At 67.6% G+C, this 12,695-nt stretch carries 13 protein-coding genes and 1 pseudogene; 10 read left to right on the forward strand and 4 right to left on the reverse strand.

Annotated features, from left to right (window positions below):
* Nucleotides 1-6 precede the first annotated feature (6 nt).
* The gene (locus tag AB0H78_RS19525; RefSeq protein WP_363235716.1) at nt 7-489 is read left to right on the forward strand and encodes an SMI1/KNR4 family protein; all 483 of its coding nucleotides are present in this window, start codon (nt 7-9) and stop codon (nt 487-489) included.
* A 959-nt stretch (nt 490-1,448) separates the two neighbouring features.
* Here the strand turns inward: AB0H78_RS19525 and AB0H78_RS19530 are convergent.
* Complete coding sequence (locus AB0H78_RS19530) at nt 1,449-1,577, reverse strand: hypothetical protein (protein ID WP_363235717.1); 129 nt, start codon at nt 1,575-1,577, stop codon at nt 1,449-1,451.
* Nucleotides 1,578-1,648: 71 nt separating this feature from the next.
* On the opposite strand from AB0H78_RS19530, the pseudogene AB0H78_RS19535 reads away from it, so the two are divergent.
* Together AB0H78_RS19535 and AB0H78_RS19540 are read left to right on the forward strand one after the other, a co-directional pair.
* Nucleotides 1,649-1,699 (forward strand): annotated as a pseudogene (locus tag AB0H78_RS19535) (hypothetical protein); the annotation flags it as partial.
* Nucleotides 1,700-1,888: 189 nt separating this feature from the next.
* Complete coding sequence (locus AB0H78_RS19540) at nt 1,889-2,392, forward strand: winged helix-turn-helix domain-containing protein (protein ID WP_363236056.1); 504 nt, start codon at nt 1,889-1,891, stop codon at nt 2,390-2,392.
* Between the two features lie 174 nt (nt 2,393-2,566).
* On the opposite strand, the gene AB0H78_RS19545 is transcribed toward AB0H78_RS19540, so the two are convergent.
* Entirely contained in the window at nt 2,567-3,004 is a 438-nt protein-coding gene (locus AB0H78_RS19545; protein ID WP_363235718.1) for an ATP-binding protein, read from the reverse strand.
* Nucleotides 3,005-3,236: 232 nt separating this feature from the next.
* On the opposite strand from AB0H78_RS19545, the gene AB0H78_RS19550 reads away from it, so the two are divergent.
* A complete protein-coding gene (locus tag AB0H78_RS19550) occupies nt 3,237-4,565 on the forward strand; it encodes a hypothetical protein (RefSeq protein WP_363235719.1) in 1,329 nt (442 codons plus the stop codon).
* On the opposite strand, the gene AB0H78_RS19555 is transcribed toward AB0H78_RS19550, so the two are convergent.
* Together AB0H78_RS19555 and AB0H78_RS19560 are read right to left on the reverse strand one after the other, a co-directional pair.
* Nucleotides 4,562-5,569 carry an NAD-dependent epimerase/dehydratase family protein gene (locus AB0H78_RS19555; RefSeq protein WP_363235720.1) on the reverse strand — a complete coding sequence of 336 codons (1,008 nt, stop codon included), beginning with the start codon at nt 5,567-5,569 and terminating at the stop codon, nt 4,562-4,564. The two genes, AB0H78_RS19550 and AB0H78_RS19555, sit on opposite strands and share 4 nt — an antisense overlap.
* A gap of 221 nt (nt 5,570-5,790) precedes the next feature.
* Nucleotides 5,791-6,021: a hypothetical protein gene (locus AB0H78_RS19560; RefSeq protein ID WP_363235721.1), complete on the reverse strand. Its 231-nt coding sequence runs from the start codon at nt 6,019-6,021 to the stop codon at nt 5,791-5,793.
* A gap of 457 nt (nt 6,022-6,478) precedes the next feature.
* Between AB0H78_RS19560 and AB0H78_RS19565 the strand changes: the two genes are divergently transcribed.
* The 6 genes from AB0H78_RS19565 (at nt 6,479) to AB0H78_RS19590 (ending at nt 12,503) form a co-directional block, all read left to right on the forward strand.
* Nucleotides 6,479-6,964 (forward strand): ATP-binding protein, encoded by a 486-nt coding sequence (locus AB0H78_RS19565; RefSeq protein WP_363235722.1) that lies wholly within the window; start codon nt 6,479-6,481, stop codon nt 6,962-6,964.
* Nucleotides 6,965-8,083: 1,119 nt separating this feature from the next.
* Nucleotides 8,084-8,632 carry a hypothetical protein gene (locus AB0H78_RS19570; protein ID WP_363235723.1) on the forward strand — a complete coding sequence of 183 codons (549 nt, stop codon included), beginning with the start codon at nt 8,084-8,086 and terminating at the stop codon, nt 8,630-8,632.
* Nucleotides 8,633-8,837: 205 nt separating this feature from the next.
* Entirely contained in the window at nt 8,838-9,413 is a 576-nt protein-coding gene (locus AB0H78_RS19575) for an SAF domain-containing protein (RefSeq protein WP_363235724.1), read from the forward strand.
* Nucleotides 9,410-10,255 carry a hypothetical protein gene (locus AB0H78_RS19580; RefSeq protein WP_363235725.1) on the forward strand — a complete coding sequence of 282 codons (846 nt, stop codon included), beginning with the start codon at nt 9,410-9,412 and terminating at the stop codon, nt 10,253-10,255. The genes AB0H78_RS19575 and AB0H78_RS19580 overlap by 4 nt, the downstream gene beginning before the upstream one ends.
* Nucleotides 10,252-11,583 (forward strand): ATPase, T2SS/T4P/T4SS family, encoded by a 1,332-nt coding sequence (locus AB0H78_RS19585; RefSeq protein ID WP_363235726.1) that lies wholly within the window; start codon nt 10,252-10,254, stop codon nt 11,581-11,583. Before AB0H78_RS19580 ends, AB0H78_RS19585 begins: the two co-directional genes overlap by 4 nt.
* Nucleotides 11,580-12,503, forward strand: a complete 924-nt coding sequence (locus AB0H78_RS19590; protein WP_363235727.1) for a type II secretion system F family protein — start codon at nt 11,580-11,582, stop codon at nt 12,501-12,503. The genes AB0H78_RS19585 and AB0H78_RS19590 overlap by 4 nt, the downstream gene beginning before the upstream one ends.
* Nucleotides 12,504-12,695 lie beyond the last annotated feature (192 nt).

Genomic DNA, 12,695 nt, shown 5'->3' on the forward strand with positions numbered 1-12,695 from the left:
TATGCTATGCAGTACTTTGAAATCGCGGGAGATCGGTATGGTGGGCCATCGCTCGACGATTCCTTGATTGCCAGGGCGGAGGAGGTGCTTGGGGTCAAGTTCCCGGATAGCTATCTCAATGTCCTGCGCGAGAAAAACGGAGGATGCCTGAGGCTCGGGTGCTTCCCGACGAATGTGTCGACAACTTGGGCCCCCGATCATATTTCCCTTGATGTCCTGTTTGGGATTGGCGGGGAATTTGGAATCGACGCAGTCTCGGCGGAGCTTGTTGAGGAGTGGGGCTATCCGAACATCGGCATTGTGATCGGCATAACCCCTGCCGCGGGTCCGGATACAGTCATGCTTGATTATTCGACGTGTGGCCCCAGCGGGGAGCCTAGTGTCGTATATGTCGAGGATGACAGGGAGCCAAAGCTGCTTGCGTCTGACTTTGCGACATTTTTGAATGGACTTCTTCCTCATAGCGAATATGACAATGATGTGGATTGACTTGGGTTGCATGGGGCGCTGCTTCGGTGAGGTGGACTCAGTGGTCTTGCTGGATTTGATTTGAGTGATGAGCTGCCAGCACACCACATCGCCAGCCCGATCCGCGGCAGCATCGTCAGTGCGGGTACAGGCATCGGCCGAGACCTGCGGCGCTGGAATCGTCGCCGGGGTTCGATCCCGGCGGCTGCCCTGGAGCACCTTGACGGCAGTGGTTGACGGCAACATCAGCGGACGGGGCTGCACAAGTCGGCGGGTCGTCGCCCTCGCTCCTCGCGGAGGCGTGCTCGGCGAGGTTGCTGAGGGCGTGGTTGAGAAGGTTGATGGCCCGGCGCTGGAGACGGAGCCACGTGGATACACGATCGTGGCCACCCCGATGTGGAGCATGGCCGAGTAGCCCCGTGGCCGAAGCCACCTGTCAAGTAAGCATGACCCGAGATCGGACAGCGCCCCCATGGTGGCGTGCGTCCAAACTTTCTTTACAAGATCAAGATCAAGGCGGGCCCGGCCCGCTGGAGGTGGCCCGACGTCGCCGACCGCCCCAGGGCGGTGGCAGCACCCGAGGCCCTCGCGAGTGTCGGCAGCGAGCGGTCCGTCAGGTCGTGGACGGGGTTCGACTGACTTCCCGGTGGGAGCAAGTTGTACGGTAAGCGGTGCTTACCCCTGCGCCGACCGGGGCCGGAGCAAGTTGTGGGGTAGGGACTCCCTTGCTCCCGACGGAGCAAGTTGTCGCCGACGACCTCCTACGGCCGGCTCGCAGGCAAGAGGGTCGGCCAGGGGGCCGACTCTACGGGTTCCATCGCCGGGCCCGCCGAGGGCACTGTCCGAGACCGCCCCCGCTCCGCAGTGCAAGCCCTCCGCCGAACCGCTGACCGCTCCCGTGCCGAGTGACCAGACCGTGCGCAAGCCCGTCGAGTACCGAGCCCACCACAAGCAGCAGACCGAACCCGATCCCCGCGCGGTCAGGATGCCAGCAGTTCGGCGACTTCGGGAACGTGTTCCCCTGCGTCCATCCAGTACAGGTACGACGGCGACTCGATGCCGTCCGAGTCCTGGGTCAGGGCATTGGCCGCTTCCCCGAGCGCGGTCATATGCGGATGGTGGTGGCTTGACCGCAGCGGGACGGGCGAGGCGCCAGGCCGTGCGTTTCGAGGCCGCGGAGATGTTCGAGCGAGGGGTGCAGCCGCCGGAGGTGGCGCGCAGGTTACGGGTGACACGGAAAACGGCGTCCGCGTGGCGCTCTGCCTGGCACAGGGGTGGACGAGAGGGCCTGGCGTCCAATGGGGCGGGTAGCTTGCCGTGTCGACTCGGCGATGCTCAGACGGAGCGCCTGCAGGTCGAGCTGGAGGCGGGGCCGGCCGCACATGGCTGGGGCGAGGACCAGCGGTGGACGCTGGCGAGGGTGGCGAAGCCGATCCACCGATTGTTCGGCTACCAATACACCCTCCGCGGAGTGTCGTATCTGCTGCAACGGCTGGGCCGGTCGCCCCAGGTTCCCGCGCACCGGGCCGTTGAGCGCGACGACCAGGCGCGCCGTCCGGCGCCCGTCGTCGATGATTCCCGCCCGGCCCGGGCGGTGCGGCCGGTGGGTTGCGGTAACGGTGAGCTGGGTGGGGAACTGCGCGATGTCGAACCGCATCACGGGCACGTCGCGCAAGCTGAGCTGGTCGACCACCATGTCGGCTGCCGCATCGAGCTCCTCGGCGACGACGAGCACAGGGCGGGCGGCAGTGGTCATGACGCCGGTGCGAAGTACGGGTCGTCGACGTCGTCGCCCTGGCCGTCGAGGTTAGTGTCGGTCGTCGAGGCGGCCTGCGGCAGCGTGTGCCAAGGGGTGCCAGGGGGTGCCGTCGGCAGCCACGTTGATCTGCCGTTCCTCATCGAAGCGGACGCCGACGACGGATGAGGTGACCCGGCACGGTGGCCCCGCGGCCCGGGCGGCGAGGGGGATGGTAAGGGTTTTCATGAGAGTTCCTTTCGGTGAGCGGTCGGAGAGTCCGGGGGCGGGCCTCCGTGCCCGGCTGCGGGCCGCAAGACGGGGAGCCGTGGATCCGCAGCCGGTGACGCAAGCCCGCCCCGGTCAACCCCGCAGGTGAGCTCGGACGGTCTTTCCGACGTTCGGGCGCAGAAACCACCACAGATCCGCGCCGAGCACCCGGACCATCGACAGCCCCCGCCCTTCTTCCGCTTCCGGACCGACAGCCCGGCTCGCCCCGAAGTCCGGGAACGCGGCGACGGGATCGGACACATCGATTAGCAGACTGTCGTCTTCGAGGAGCGCCAGGCGCATCAGCGCCTGATGACCGGGCATCGCCGCGTGCTGCACGGCATTGCCCGCGAGTTCGTTCGCGATGAACACGGCGCTCTCCACGTCATCGGCCGTCCACGACCACAGGGTCAGTCTCTGCCGTACTTGAATGCGGATGAGGGCCAGCGCTTTGGGCGTCATCGTGTAGCGCATCGACCATTCCAAGGACACAGCCGCTGGTACAGCGGGCGTGGTGTCGATCGTGTTCACGGGTAAGAGTCCCCCTCGTCAGCGACCTGGCCTTTCGTTCACCAGCATTTCGAGTGACGAGGGAGCGCGCCATGCGCCGGGGGTGTCAGCTGGGTCTCACGATCATCGGCGACCGATCGCCTGGGTATCACGTTCTCAACGGCTGTTCCCAGGGAGGATGTTGAGGAGATAGTCAGGGAGCTGACCGACTGCCCTGAGCCCGGTTCGTTCCGCCCTTGAGGAGGCTGCCGACATGGCGCAGCTGGAAGAGCCCCGCAACGTGCTGCACGCGCTTGTCCTGGCACGCTCGTTGACGTACGCGGAAGGCGCGAGGGAGTACCGGCGCAACGGCCGGCAACTCGGCGATGAGCTGGGCGACGACTCCTACCGCACCGCAGACGTGTCCGAGCCGACGTGGCGGCGGTGGACCAGCGGACAGCAGCGGCGCCCGCCGAATCCGCCCGCGCCCCGCATTCTGGAGCGCATGTTCGGCAGGCCAGTGGTGGAGCTGCTGAGACCGGCCTGCCAGGCATCGGCCGACTTGCAACCCGCGCTCAACGAAAGCGACATTGCCATGACTGCTCGTGACGCCGCTGCCCACGCAGGGCACGCCGCTTCTGCTCACCTCCCGGAGATGACTCTCGACCAAGTCGAGGACGACGTACGCGCCCTGGCAGTGGCCTATGAAACAACCGACCCGGTAGCCGCGTTCCGCAGGGCGGAGGACCTGCTGCTCGACGTCCAGGACAAACTGGAGCGTACGCAGCGTCCCCGCCAGCAGGAGCGCCTGTACCTGTCAGCAGGGATGGCCAGCGGGCTGCTGTCGGTAGCCTCGTTTGATCTGGCGATGCTGGGTCCCGCCGTCCAGTTCGCGCGGACGTCCGCGATGTACGGGCAGACCATCGAGCACGGCCCGCTGCAGGCGTATGCGCACGGCGCGCTGGCGTACCTGGCGTACTGGTGCAGCCGGCCAACGGCTGCCCTGCGCAATATCAACATCGCCAGGGGTTTCTCAGGGGTAGGGGCCGTGGGGCAAGCGCGGCTCGCTGCAATCGAGGCCCGTGCACTCGCCCACCTGGGACGCCCTCAGGACACCGAACACGCCATCCGCGCCGCACTCGCCCCGGCTACGGACCTGCGCGACGACCTGCACGACGACGTGGGCGGTGAGTTCGCGTTCGCGCCGGCCCGCGCCGCGATGAGCCATGCCACCACCTACCTGGTCCTGGGCGACGCAGGCCAAGCCGAATCCTCCGCCAAGCACGCACTGCAACTGCTGGACGGCGACCCGCAGGCGGACCGACCAGTACAGATGCAGGTGACCGTCGATCTGGCACGCGCACGCCTGATGCACGGTGAACTCGACGGCGCCGGAGAGGCCTTGGCGCCAGTCTTCGCCACCGCAGTGGAGTGGCGCACCATCGGCCTCGTCGACCGTATCGCCCGACTACGGGCCCAACTCGCCCGCCCGGAGCTCGTGTCGGCGCCGATGGCCAGTTCGTTGGCGGAGCAGATCGAGGACTTCGTAGCGCGGGCCGCTGCCCGACCGCTGCCCGGCAGCCGACTGGCCATAGAGGGCTAGCCTCCGGACACCTCGGCAAGGATCTTCGCTTCCTTGACCGGATCCACGCCGTGATCACTCCAGCGGGGGTGCGCCACCGGCTCGTTCCCCGCTTGCAGCCAGGCCCACGTATCTCTCACCGTTTCCACCAGCGGCCGGCACGTGAGCCCCGCTCGCTGAGCGAGGACGGATTCCACGGCCCACGTGCCACGCGCGGTACGCCACAGCGGGAGCTCCGTCCATTCGCGTACGCCGTGGCGCGCCAGGACATCGTCATCCGCCCACACCAAGTGTCCGCGGTTTCCGGTGACGTCCAAGCACGCTTCCAGAAGGCCGCCCATCGTGTCTCGGCCGCGCGGTGCTGCCACATTGAACGCCCCTGACGGAGCACCCAGCGCAAAGGCCGCGACGTCACGGACGTCGACCGGCTGAACCGTTTGCCCGGCGCGGCCCGGTGCCAGAACCGGTCCGCCACGTTCGGATCGGCGCAGCCACCATGGCAGGCGTCCCACATACTCACCGGGGCCGAGGATCACGCCGGGTCGCAAAAGCGTCGCGTTCTCCCCGAAGACGCTGCGCACCGCACTCTCACATCCGGCCTTCTGCATGCCGTAGTGGATCGTGGTGCCGTACTCGGACCCGTAATCACGGTCCGCGTCGGGCAGAGCTTGGTAGATCGGGCAGGATTCAGTCAGGGACTCGTTGGGCCAGCCCTCGTAGGCGTTGACCGTGGAGACGTAGACATACCTCTGGGCAACGGGCTCCAGTGCTCGCGCACCGTCGAGAACCTGCCTGGGTGACATTTCCGAGGCTGACGTGTCGACAACCAGGTCCCATGGCCCGTGATCGGCCAGCCGATTGAGGTCCTTCACTCGGGTGCGGTCGCCGTGAACCGGTCGCACTCCAGACATATCAGGTGCGCTGCGGCCTCGGTTGAACGTGGTCACCTCCCAGCCCCGTTCGCGGGCAGTATCCGTAACTGCCCTGCCGAGGAACCAGGTACCACCAAGAAGGAGGATGTGCATACGGATGATCCTGTCTTGCGACAAGGCTGCCCGCCAGGCCCACACTGTCCGGTCGCTAATACGTCTGGGTGCGGCCCGAACGCGCGCCAGCACCAGGGATGAGCGATGGGGAACTCTGCTCCCTTTTCCACCGACCGCATGGTGCGCGCGGCCTTGTCCATGTCCTAAGGAGCCAGACCGGAGAGTCGTTTGACGGCTTTCGGTCAGGCGTTGGCCGTTCTTCAGCCGCCGTACGTGCTGTGACAGATCCGGGCGGCGTCGCTGTGGGCGGGCCAGTGGCCGTAGATCCGGCCGAGCGCACACACGTCGTTCGGGGACGGCGATACGGGCACCACCTGGAGGGTCTGACCGATGGCGGTGGCGTGGGCGGTGGAGACGGCAACCGTTGCTGTGGCGCCGAGCAGGGTGGCGGTGCTGATGACCAGGGCGGCTGCGGACCGGATGGTGGGCAACAGGAACCTCCGTGCAAGTGGGACGTGATGGCACAGGGGCAATGCCCACCGTTGGGTTTTGTGGAACCTTCGGAGCGGCTGGTTCACCCCAAGCAGCGAGAGTCGGTTCGGGCAGAGTGAACGCATGCTTGCCACCGTCAGGAGCTGGGACCTCCTCGCGGGCAGCTGTGATCCGGTTACCCGACCACAGCGATGCGCTGAAAAGTGTCCAAAAGAGCTGGTGAGAGTAGGGTTCCGCTCTTCGTGAGCTCTGCGGTGTCGTGGTCGCGTCCCTGTTCACGATCACCGTGGAGGTCGCTGCCATGCTGCCCGGTCTGCTCGTCTTGATCCTCTCTGCCCTACTCCTCATCTGGGGCGTTCAGCCCACCTTGGTTGGGGTGTGCGTCTATTTCGGGCCAGGGCGCGGCCGTCACCGTCGCGGCGCACGCAGCCGTAACGCCGAACGGGGAGGGCGGCGATGAGCGCCCGTCGAAGTACCCCCGATGAGAACGCAACTCATGTGGTGTGGCGCTGGACGAGTTGTACTCCCGAAGGGCCGGCGCGCGCCCGTGCCGCGTTGCGTTGCGCTCTCGATCGGCTCGGCTACGACGGGGAGGTGATGAGCGATGCGGTCCTGGCAGTCTCCGAATTGATTGCGAACGCCACCGAACACGCGGTGGGGCCATACGAGATGAGGGTGCGCCGGACAACGGGCGCAGTCATCTGCGAGATCGAGGATCACGACCCGCGCATCCCGACGATGCCGGACTTCCCAGCCGCCGCGCCCTTCACGCCGGTCGAGGAAGACCGTGGTGGTGGTCTGGACGCGTTGGTGGCCCTGCTCTCCGAGCGCGGGCGCGGATTCCACATCGTGCACGAACTCTCCCATGGTGCATGGGGATTCACCCGGCGATCGGCAGCCACGAAATTCTCCTGGCTTGCGTTGCCGCTACCCGTCAGGTGACCTGGCATCTCGCTGACGCGCGTGGGGGTGTGTTGGTGATACGCGGCGCGGGTTTCAGGCGATCACCTGATCAGGTGGTTTGAAGGCGGTCTCCGCCGGGCGTGCACGGAAACGGGCGCACCGTGAGAGCGCAGAGGAAGACCCTCTTTCGAATCGTGTTTGTCCACTCCGGATTCGAGGGCAGGACAGTCACCACGAAGCGTGATGTTTGGTCGCCATGAGTGATACATGGCTGGTGGGGGCGTGGGTGATGTGGATGATCCGGGTATCGCGTGGGCATGGGGTAATTGGCGTTCTCGCGGTGGCAATCGCGATGGGCGTGAGCGGTTGTACGGAGGGTGGCGGCAGCCAGGACGCGGAAGGCAACCCTGGCCAGCCCACGGCAGTGACTCCGAGATCCTCGACGCCTGTCGAGAGAGGAGCCCGAGCTGAGGCGCTCGCCGCCTACCGGGCGATGTGGGGAGACTACGCAGCCGCTTCGCATACGGCTGACTCCGGGAGTCCGCAGCTCGCCGATCACGCGCGAGGCGACGCCCTTGCGCTGGTGAAGTACGGGCTCGACAAGTCGCGCCGCGCGGGGCTGGTCGCCTCTGGGGAGCCTCGGGTCTATCCGCAGGTCTCGAAAGTTTCGCCCTCTGGCGCCCCTACGTCCGTCGAGGTCGTGGACTGTGTGGACGGTACTGACTGGCTTCGGCACGAGCGTGGAAGTCGGCCAGACGCTGACGCGGTCGGAGGACATGGGAAGGCGGAAGCCACGGTGACCTACGGCGGCGGCAAGTGGATGGTGACCAAGCTCTACACGTACGCATCGGGCACATGCTGAGCGGGCGTAGGGCGGCTGTTGGCGTTCTGATGGTGATTGCATGCCTGACGGGTGTGCAGCAGAGACCGGAGGGTGGTGGGGACGGCCAGTTCGACACCACTGCGGGGACTGACTGCGCTAGTGGCAGGTGTGATGTGCATGCGGGACGGCAGAAGCATCAGGAACCACCGTCTCCAGCGGCAGGCGGTCGGGCTGGACGACCCGGGAGTTCAGGGAGCGGTGGGGGCGGAAGGGGCGGTTCTTCGGGACCTCCGGTCATCGAAGCGACGGGGTGGGAGTACGACCTAGGCGGCGGGATGGGGATTCTGCCCGACTTTACGCCCAAGGGTGCCAAGCCAGGCCCCAAAGGCGAGGCGAAGCAGATACCTGTCGAGGTTGTCGCCGAACAGGCCGTCAAGCAGCTGGAGTTGCCCAAACCAGTGATCCATACCAGTCCGAGTGAGAACTTCGTTCAGGTCGTTCATGTCCCGACGTGGATGTGGGTTGATCAGGTGGCCTGGAATCCGGTCTCGAAGACGGCCAAGGTACCGGGCGTGTCGGTGACGGCGACAGCCCGCCCGCGTCGAGCCGTGTGGGTGATGGGAGAGGGCGGGAGGGTGGTGTGCGAGGGAGCGGGGACACCGTACTCGTCGAAGTACCGGCCTGATCAGGCTTCTCCGGACTGTGGATACACCTATGCCATGGCGTCGCTCGATGCGAAGGGGCGGAAGTTCACCGTCTCGGTCACGGTCAGCTGGGATGTGACGTGGGAGGGCGGCGGGCAGGCCGGGCAAGTTCCGGGGCAGGTGGTTACGGCAGAGCAGCAGTTGGTCGTTGATGAGGTGCAGGCCATCGTCATGCGGTAGGGGCGGCAGCAGGAGCTGGTCCGCGAGATGCGGGCCGGTGTGCGGAGTGGATCTTTCATTTCTTTGAGCGGGGTGAAACGTGGGTACATCCTTGTCTCCATCGGTGAAGGGCTGGATTCCGGGGGCCCGTCGTACGGGTCCGGAGGGCAGTCCGATCACGCCAACGGGCGGATTGAAGCGGCGGCCGAGACGTATCTGGGCTGGGGTGGTGCTGGTCGCGCTGCCCGCTGCGGGCTTCGCGTGGATCACGGCGTACGCGGGTGATCGGACACCGGTACTGATGGTGGCCAGGGACGTACCCGCCGGGCGTGTGTTGGGCGTGGGTGACCTGCGGGTTGTGCAGGTCGCGGCCGATCGTGGAGTGGTGCCGGCCGGGCGGCAGGCGCAGGTGTTGGGGAAGCGGGCGACGGGGCCGCTGGTGGCGGGGTCGCTGCTGGCGCCGGGGGAGTTCGGGACGCAGAAGGAGTACCCGCCCAAGGGGTTTTCGGTGCTGTCGTTCGCGGTGGAAGCGGGGAGTGCGCCGCCGCGGCTCGAGCCGGGGGAACGAATCGCTGTACTGGAGGGAGCGGAACACGGCTCTGCCGCCGGGGGTGGTCAGGCGGCGGACGAGAAGAGCGCGCCCGTGGTTGTGGGGACCGTGGCAGGGGTGAAGGAGCCGGTGGCGACGGGTGGTCCGCGGGTGCTGACGATGCTGGCGGAGACCTCTACGGTCCGACGGGCCACGCAGATGCAGCAGCCGCGCGTTGTGGTGTTGCCGTCGGAGGGGAGGGAGGCCCCGTGAGGCGGCTTGTTGTGCTGGGTTCGGCGAAGGGCACACCGGGAGTCACTACGACGGCGCTCGCTCTCGCCTCGGTCTGGCCGGTGGCCGTCGACGGTGGAGTGAGGCCGGTCGTGGTGGAAGCGGAGGCGTACGGCGGCGACATCGCCACCCGCTTTGCCCTCGCTTATACGCCGGGGCTCCTCGACGTCGCCGCCTCCGCGCGCCGGCCGCAGCCCGGCTCGTTACTGGGGGCGACGCAGGAGCTGCCGTTCGGGGTGCGGGTGGTGGCCACCCCGTCCGGGCTGGGGCAGTGCGGTGAGGCCGTACGGATCCTTGGCGATCACCCCGAGGCGCTGGCCGGGGGAGAGGGCGAGGAGGGCACCGTCTTCGTCGACGTCGGGCGTCTGGGGCCGCACGCGGAGGGGCTGGTGGAGGCCGCTGACAGCATGGTCCTGGTCGCGCGCGGCGGCGTGGACTCCCTGTCGCACGTCTTCGCGCACTGCGACGAGCAGGGGACGAAGGCGCAGCTGATCACGCTGCTGGTGATCGGGCCGTGTGGCTACCGGGCGGAGGAGATCGCCAGCGCTGTCGGGGTGGGCAGGGTGATGTTCCTGCCCTGGGACGCGGCTGCCGCACGGATCCTCGCGGGGCGCTCCCGCGGGCCGCTGCGCCGTGACGGCCTGCGGTCGCACCGGCTGTTGCGGGCGGCGGGGAAGGTCGCGGGCCGGCTCACGGCGCAGGACGCCTGGATGGGCGAGGGCCTGTCCAAGCACCTGACCCAGGCCGGCCTGCGCTCCCTGCCACCGCTCCGCTCCGGAGAGATGGGCGAGCTGGAAAAAGGTGAAGGAGGCGACGGGCGATGAGCAGTGCGGTAGCGAATGGAACCGTGGCGAGTGCCGTGGACCTCGTCCGGCAGCGGGTCGCCGCACGGCTGGCCGAGCACACCGATGAACGCGAGCGGGCCGGGCTGCCCGTACAAGACGAAGCAAGCCGCCGGAAGTTGGTGGGACGGCTGCTCGAAGAGGAACTTGCCACCCAGACCCGTGCCCAGCTTCAGGCAGGCGGCCGGGGACTCGACGAGGCGAGCGAACAGCACCTGGCCCAGGAGGTTATGGACACCCTCTTCGGCGCGGGAGGGCTGGAGCGGCTGCTGGCGGACAAGCGGATCGAGAACATCTCGATCAACGGGGCCGAGAACGTCTGGCTCAAGGACGCCGACGGAACGAAGCGGCGCGGTGAACCGGTGGCGGCCTCGGACAGCGAACTCGTCGAGCTGATCCGGACTTTGGCCGCGCGCTCGGGGGAGGAGGAGCGGCGATTCGACCGGGGCGTGCCCCGCCTGAACCTGGAACTTCCCGACGGCTCGCGGATGCTCGCGGTCATGTCAGTGGCCCACCGGGTGTCCGTCTCGATCCGCAGGCACCGCTTCCCGCAGATCAGCCTGGACGACCTCGTACGACTCGGAGTGTGTACGAAGGAACAGGCGGCGGTGTTCGAGGCCATGGTCAGGGCCCGATTCAACATCGTCACCTCCGGCGGCACCGGGATCGGCAAGACCACCTTCACCCGCGGCCTGTGCGCCGCGATCCCGCCCGAGGACCGTCTGGTCACCATCGAGGACACCTTCGAACTCGGCCTGCACAAGAACCGCACCGCGCACCCCGACGTGGTGGCGATGCAAGCGCGCGAACCGAATATCGAAGGCGAAGGAGCCATCGATCAAGCCGAGTTGGTGCGCTGGGCGCTGCGGATGAGTCCGGACCGGGTCATCGTCGGTGAGATCCGCGGCAGCGAGGTCGTCCCGATGTGCAATGCCATGTCGCAGGGCAACGATGGCTCGCTCTCCACGATCCACAGCTCGTCATCGCGCGGTGTGTTCACCAAGCTGGCCTCCTACTCCGCGCAGTCGCCGGAGAGGCTGTCGATGGAGGCCACCAACCTCATGGTCGCCAGCGCGGTGCATTTCGTCATCCACCTCGGCAAGGACAGTGAGGGCAAGCGGGTGGTCGCCTCCGTTCGGGAGGTCGTGGACGCGGACGGCACCCAGGTGATCTCCAACGAGATCTACCGGCCCGGGCCCTCGGGGCAGGCCGTGGCGGCGACGCCGCTGCGCACGGAGACCCTGGACAAGCTGATCGAGGCTGGCCTCGATCCCCAGGCCGTACGCAGTCAATGGTGGGGGACAGCATGAGCTTTCATCTGCCGTTGATCGGCCAGAGCACGGTGTCGACCGCAGCCGTACTGGGCGCGTTCTGCGGGGCGGGACTCCTCTTGGCCGTCACCGGAGCCCGGCGCCGCGTGCAGGAAGTAGCGAGCGAAGAGCAATGGCGCAGGCGCATCCTGGAGCGCGTACCCGCAAGTTGGGACCGGCGGCGGGTGTCCGTATGCGCGCTGCTGGGCGTGGCCGCCGGAGCCCTGACCGGCTGGCCGGTCGCCGCCGTCCTGACCACCCTTGGCCTGCTTACTCTGCCGGGACTGCTCGGCCCGGACAAGTCCGCGGCCCGGCGCACCGAGCGGATGGAAGCACTCGCCCTGTGGACGGAACTGCTGCGCGACACCCTGTCCGCCGCAGCCGGTCTCGAACAGGCGATCCTGGCCACCGCCGACGTCACCCCACCGGCGCTGAGCCGCGAAACCGCCCACCTGGCCAGCGCGATCCGCTCCGGGCAGCCACTGCCCGCCGCGCTGCGCGCCTTCGCAGCCGAGGCCGACGACCCGCTCGCCGACACCGTCGTCGCCGCCCTCGTCATGGCCGCTGAACGCCAGGCCAAGCAACTCGCCGCCCTCCTGGGTGAACTTGCCGAAGCCGTACGGGAACAGGTGGCGATGCGCCAGCGCATCGACGCAGGACGCGCCAGCACCCGCACCGGGGTACGGGTCACCGTCACGGTCACCCTCGGGATGGCGCTCGGACTCGTCGTCCTCAACCGCCCCTACCTCGACCCCTTCGACTCACCGACCGGACAGATCGTGCTGGCAGTGGTGGGCGTCCTGTTCGCCGCCTCGTTCACCTGGCTCCAGGCCATCGCGAAGATCAAAGAGCCCGTACGGCTCCTGGCACCAGTCCCGGCTGACGGAGTGGCGCGGGAGCGGGAAGCGAGTACCCGATGATGATGCTTCTCCCGGTCCTTTCCGGCGCACTGCTTGGCTGCGGCCTCATCCTTCTGATCTGCGGAATCAGGCCAAGGCAGCCGGCACTTGCCCAGATGCTCGCGCTGGACAAGGAGGCGCCAGCCGGGCCGGAGAGCAGGTCCGGTCGTGGCGGTCCGGACGATGAGTGGGCAACTCGGCTGGGGCGACGGG

It is taken from the genome of Streptomyces sp. NPDC050738 (assembly GCF_040654175.1).
Classification (GTDB): Bacteria; Actinomycetota; Actinomycetes; order Streptomycetales; family Streptomycetaceae; genus Streptomyces.